General features: G+C 63.9%; 5 protein-coding genes and 1 pseudogene. All 6 read left to right on the top strand.

Annotation, left to right across the window (positions count from 1 at the left end):
• Nucleotides 1-199 (top strand): annotated as a pseudogene (locus tag A9X05_RS29385) (short chain dehydrogenase); the annotation flags it as partial.
• Nucleotides 200-435: 236 nt separating this feature from the next.
• Nucleotides 436-1,200 carry an ABC transporter permease gene (locus A9X05_RS05280; protein WP_067280820.1) on the top strand — a complete coding sequence of 255 codons (765 nt, stop codon included), beginning with the start codon at nt 436-438 and terminating at the stop codon, nt 1,198-1,200.
• 7 nt (nt 1,201-1,207) lie between these two features.
• A complete protein-coding gene (locus A9X05_RS05275; protein ID WP_067760385.1) occupies nt 1,208-2,050 on the top strand; it encodes an ABC transporter permease in 843 nt (280 codons plus the stop codon).
• A gap of 19 nt (nt 2,051-2,069) precedes the next feature.
• Nucleotides 2,070-3,272, top strand: coding sequence for an MCE family protein (locus A9X05_RS05270; protein ID WP_067760383.1), 1,203 nt, complete (start codon nt 2,070-2,072; stop codon nt 3,270-3,272).
• Nucleotides 3,272-4,324 (top strand): virulence factor Mce family protein, encoded by a 1,053-nt coding sequence (locus tag A9X05_RS05265; protein ID WP_067760381.1) that lies wholly within the window; start codon nt 3,272-3,274, stop codon nt 4,322-4,324. The genes A9X05_RS05270 and A9X05_RS05265 overlap by 1 nt, the downstream gene beginning before the upstream one ends.
• On the top strand, nt 4,314-4,797 hold a 484-nt coding region (locus tag A9X05_RS05260; protein ID WP_156736482.1), incomplete at its 3' end, for an MCE family protein. The genes A9X05_RS05265 and A9X05_RS05260, both read left to right, overlap by 11 nt.

Here is a 4,797-nt window from a genome sequence, read left to right as displayed (position 1 = left end):
GGCCGCGGAAGTCAACGGGCAGGTGTTCATCGTGTACGGGCCGCAGGTGACCCTGGTTGCCGCGCCCACGGCGGAGCATCGATTCAGCGCAGAGGGACCGGCCTGGGAGCCCGGGCAACTGAGCGCGACGCTGCAAGAGTACTTTGCTGGGCGGGATCCCGAGCGCAACTTTTCCGCGGTCGGGCTGATGGAGCAATAACCGTGTGAGGTTACTTCCTGGGGGGGAAACAGTGGGTAGAACGTGTGTCAATTCTGGAAAATGTAACGGTGTCTGACCTGGGTAATTAACGTTTTGGACAAAGAAATGCTTTTCATTGACACCTTAATCTTGTTCTGAGTTAATATGATCCGGCTCACATCGAGCCGCATGCGACGGAAGACACCGCTAAGGCGACGCACAGACTTCGCCGCGAGCAGCCGAGGGGGGTAGCCAAGTTGAGGGAACAACTTGCGGTTCCCGCTCGCGCTGTCGGCGGGTTCTTCGAAATGATGATCGACACCGGCCGGCAGACTTTTCGCCGGCCGTTCCAAATGGGCGAGTTCTTGGAACAGACCTGGATGATCGCGCGGGTGTCCCTGGTTCCCACCCTGCTGGTGTCCATCCCCTTCACCGTGCTGGTGGCGTTCACGCTCAACATCCTGCTGCGCGAAATCGGGGCCGCCGACTTGTCCGGCGCCGGAACGGCATTCGGCACCATCACGCAGCTGGGGCCGGTGGTGACCGTGCTCGTCGTGGCGGGCGCCGGTGCGACCGCGATCTGCGCCGACCTCGGTGCGCGGACCATCCGCGAAGAGATCGACGCGATGCGGGTGCTCGGCATCGACCCGATCCAGCGGCTCGTCGTGCCCCGGGTGCTGGCCTCCACGGTGGTGGCCCTGCTGCTGAACGGGCTGGTGTGCGCCATCGGCCTGTCCGGTGGCTACGTGTTCTCCGTTTTCCTGCAGGGCGTCAATCCGGGTGCGTTCATCAACGGGTTGACCGTGTTGACCGGGCTGCGCGAGCTGGTTCTCGCCGAGGTCAAGGCGTTGCTGTTCGGCGTGATGGCCGGGCTGGTCGGTTGTTACCGCGGCCTGACCGTCAAGGGCGGACCCAAGGGCGTCGGCAATGCCGTCAACGAGACGGTCGTGTACGCGTTCATCTGTCTGTTCGTCATCAACGTGGTGATGACCGCCATCGGCGTGCGGATCTCGGCGAAGTGAGTACCCGATGAGCTACGACGTCACCTACCGGCTGCGCAACCTCGCCTCCCGGTTGCAGGAGCCGGTCGACGACTTCGGTGAGCAGGCCTTGTTCTATGGCCAGACGGTGCGTCACATTCCCCACGCGATCACCAAGTACCGCAAAGAGACGGTCCGCCTGATCGCCGAAATGACAATGGGTGCGGGGGCGCTCGTCATGATCGGCGGCACCGTGGGCGTCGCCGCCTTCCTGACACTCGCTTCCGGCGGGGTCATCGCCGTGCAGGGTTACTCCTCGCTGGGCAACATCGGCATCGAGGCGCTGACCGGCTTCCTGTCGGCTTTCCTCAACGTCCGCGTCGTTGCGCCGGTCATCGCCGGCATCGCGCTGGCGGCCACCATCGGCGCCGGTGCCACCGCGCAGTTGGGCGCCATGCGGGTGTCCGAAGAGATCGACGCCGTCGAATGCATGGCGGTGGAATCGGTGTCCTATCTGGTGTCCACCCGATTGATCGCCGGCCTCATCGCGATCATTCCGCTGTATTCGCTGTCGGTACTCGCGGCGTTCTTCGCCGCCCGCTTCACCACGGTGTACATCAACGGGCAGTCCAAGGGTCTTTACGACCACTACTTCAATACGTTCCTCATCCCGTCGGACCTGTTGTGGTCGTTCCTGCAGGCGATCGTGATGTCCATCGCGGTGATGCTGGTCCATACCTACTACGGCTACAACGCGCACGGCGGTCCCGTCGGCGTCGGCATCGCGGTCGGCCAGGCCGTGCGAACGTCGCTGATCGTCGTCGTCGTCATCACTTTGTGCATCTCACTCGCCGTTTACGGCGCGTCCGGTAACTTCAACCTCTCCGGGTAACAGGACCGCTTAAAGGGACATGGCAGAAACAGATACGCGACGTACCTCCGTCCGGCTGGCAGCCGCGGTGCTTGCCAGCCTGTTGGTGGCGTTCGCGCTCGTCACTTACCTGTCCTACTCCGCGGCTTTCGCCTCGATCGACACGGTGACGGTCTCGGCGCCGCGGGCCGGTCTGGTGATGGAGAAGGGCGCCAAGGTCAAATACCGCGGCATCCAGATCGGCAAGGTCGAGGCGATCGACTACGCCGATGACCAGGCCCGGTTAACGCTCGGGATCAACAGCGACGACATGCATTTCATCCCCTCCAACGCGATGGTGCACATCGCGGGGAACACCATCTTCGGCGCCAAGGCGGTGGAATTCCTTCCGCCGCAAAACCCTTCGCCGACGTCGCTGCGCCCGAACGCGCACGTGGCGGCATCGGCGGTGCAGCTGGAAGTCAACACCCTGTTCCAGTCGCTGATCGACCTGCTGCACAAGATCGACCCGGTCGAACTCAACGGGACGCTGAGCGCGCTGTCCGAAGGCCTTCGCGGTCACGGGGACGACTTCGGCGGCATCTTGTCGGGCCTGAACACGCTGACGCGCCAAACCAATCCGAAACTGCCTGCACTGCAGGAGGACTTCCGCAAGGCGGCGGTGGTCGCCAACACCTACGCCGACGCCGCCCCGGATCTCAACACCGTCTTCGACAACCTGCCGACGATCAACAAGACTGTCGTCGACCAGCAGAACAACCTCAACGACACGTTGTTGGCCACGATCGGTCTGGCCAATAACGCCTACGAGACGCTGGCGCCGGCCGAACAGAACTTCATCGACGCGATCAACCGGCTGCGGGCCCCGCTGAAGGTCGCGGCCGATTATTCCCCCGAATTCGGCTGCCTGTTCGCCGGGATCGAGCGCGGCATCAAGGAATTCGCGCCGCTGCTCGGTGTCCGCAAGGCGGGCCTGTTCACGTCCTCGAGCTTCGTGCTCGGCGCGCCGTCGTACACGTTCCCGGAGTCCCTGCCGATCGTCAATGCGTCCGGTGGCCCGAACTGCCGCGGGCTGCCGGACATTCCGACCAAGCAGACCGGCGGGTCGTTCTACCGCGCCCCGTTCCTGGTCACCGACAACGCCAACATCCCGTACGAGCCGTTCACGGAACTGCAGTTCGACGCGCCCTCGACGCTGCAGTTCCTGTTCCACGGCGCCTTCGCGGAACGGGACGATTTCTGATGCCGGCCGGGGCCATGCCGACGCACCGCTCGATGATGATCAAGGTCAGCATCTTCGCGGTGGCCATGCTGATCGTGTCCGCGGGACTGGTGGTGGTCTTCGGCGACTTCCGGTTCGGCCCCGAAAGCACCTACCACGCAACGTTCACCGATGTGTCGCGCCTGAAGGCGGGGCAGAAGGTGCGCATCGCCGGCGTGCCGGTCGGCGCGGTGTCGGGTGTGAAACTGAACCAGGACAACACCATCGACGTGACGTTCGGGCTCGACAAGCGTTATACGCTCTATTCGTCCACGCGCGCGGTGATCCGGTACGAAAACCTGGTCGGTGACCGGTATTTGGAGATCACGTCCGGGCCCGGGGAGCTGCGCAAGCTGCCACCGGGCGGGACGATCAACACCCAGCACACCCAGCCGGCGCTGGATCTCGACGCGCTGCTCGGCGGCCTGCGGCCCGTGCTCAAGGGGCTGGACGCGGACAAGGTCAACACGATCAGCAGCGCCGTCATCGAGCTGCTGCAGGGGCAGGGCGGCGCGTTGTCCAACGTGCTGGCCGACACCAGTGCGTTCTCGTCGGCGCTGGGCCAGCGTGACCAACTCATCGGTGACGTGATCGAAAACCTCAACACGGTCCTCAAGACCGTCGATCAGCGCAGTGCTCAGTTCTCGGCCAGTGTCGACCAGTTGCAGCAGTTGATCAGCGGACTGGCCAAGAACAAAGACGACATCGCGGGCGCCATCCCGCCGCTGGCCTCCACGACGACGGATCTGACCGAGCTGCTGAAGAATTCACGCCGGCCGCTGCAGGGCATCCTGGAGAACACCCGCCCGCTGGCGACCGAACTGGACAACCGCAAGGCCGAGGTGAACAACGACGTCGAGCAGTTGGGCGAGGACTATCTGCGGCTGGCGGCGCTGGGTGCCTACGGTTCGTTCTTCAACATTTACTTCTGCTCCGTGACGATCAAGATCAACGGCCCGGCCGGTAGCGACATCTTGCTGCCGCTCGGCGGCCAGGTGGATCCCAGCAAGGGGAGGTGCGCTTTTGCCAAGTAACGCAAAGCGTGAGCGCGATCCGCTTCGCACCGGCATTTTCGGCGTGGTGCTGGTCGTGTGCGTCGTGCTCATCGCATTCGGTTACGCGGGATTGCCGTTCTGGCCTCAAGGCAAGGTCTACGACGCCTATTTCTCCGACGCCGGTGGCATCAACCCCGGCAACGCGGTGTACGTCTCGGGCTTCAAGGTGGGCAAGGTGACTTCGGTCGGCCTCGCCGGAGACAGCGCCAAGATCAGCTTCAGTGTGGATCGCCATGTCGCCGTTGGTGATCAGTCGCTGGCCGCGATCCGCACCGACACCATTCTCGGGGAGCGTTCGATCGCGGTGACCCCGGCCGGCAGCGGCAAGGGGACCACGATCCCGCTCAGTCGCACGACCACGCCGTACACCCTGGCCGGCGCGCTGGAGGATCTGGGCCAGAACGCCAACAACCTGAACAAGCCCCAGTTCGAGCAGGCGTTGAACGTGTTGA

The sequence above is a fragment of the Mycobacterium sp. E3298 genome (genome assembly GCF_001666895.1).
Taxonomy (GTDB): domain Bacteria; phylum Actinomycetota; class Actinomycetes; order Mycobacteriales; family Mycobacteriaceae; genus Mycobacterium.
The sequence above is the reverse complement of the archived record's forward strand: the minus strand, read 5'-3'. Positions and strand labels throughout refer to the sequence as shown.